Annotated in this window: 1 rRNA gene; it reads right to left on the reverse strand. The window is 50.1% G+C overall.

Annotated elements, in window-relative coordinates:
* Positions 1–543, reverse strand: a 23S ribosomal RNA gene (locus ACFOGH_RS20080); the annotation flags it as partial.

Genomic DNA, 543 nt, shown 5'->3' on the forward strand with positions numbered 1-543 from the left:
CGGTTTTCAGTACGGTTTAATAAAGCCTGAAGCTTAGTGGCTTTTCCTGGAAGTGTGGTATCAGTTACTTCAGCCCCTTGAGGCCTCGTCATCATTTCTCGGTGTTAATAAGCGCCCGGATTTGCCTAAGCACCCCACCTACCAACTTAAACGTGCATATCCAACAGCACGCTAACCTAACCTTCTCCGTCCCCACATCGCACTACATATCGGTACAGGAATATTGACCTGTTTCCCATCAGTTACGCATCTCTGCCTCACCTTAGGGGCCGACTTACCCTACGCCGATGAACGTTGCGTAGGAAACCTTGCGCTTACGGCGAGGGGGCTTTTCACCCCCTTTAACGCTACTCATGTCAGCATTCGCACTTCTGATACCTCCAGCATCCGTTACCAGACACCTTCACAGGCTTACAGAACGCTCTCCTACCACTTGCAATAAATTGCAAATCCGCAGCTTCGGTAACTGGCTTAGCCCCGTTACATCTTCCGCGCAGGACGACTCGATCAGTGAGCTATTACGCTTTCTTTAAATGATGGCTG

Origin of the sequence: Cypionkella sinensis (genome assembly GCF_042646385.1) — a bacterium.
Lineage (GTDB): Bacteria > Pseudomonadota > Alphaproteobacteria > Rhodobacterales > Rhodobacteraceae > Cypionkella > Cypionkella sinensis.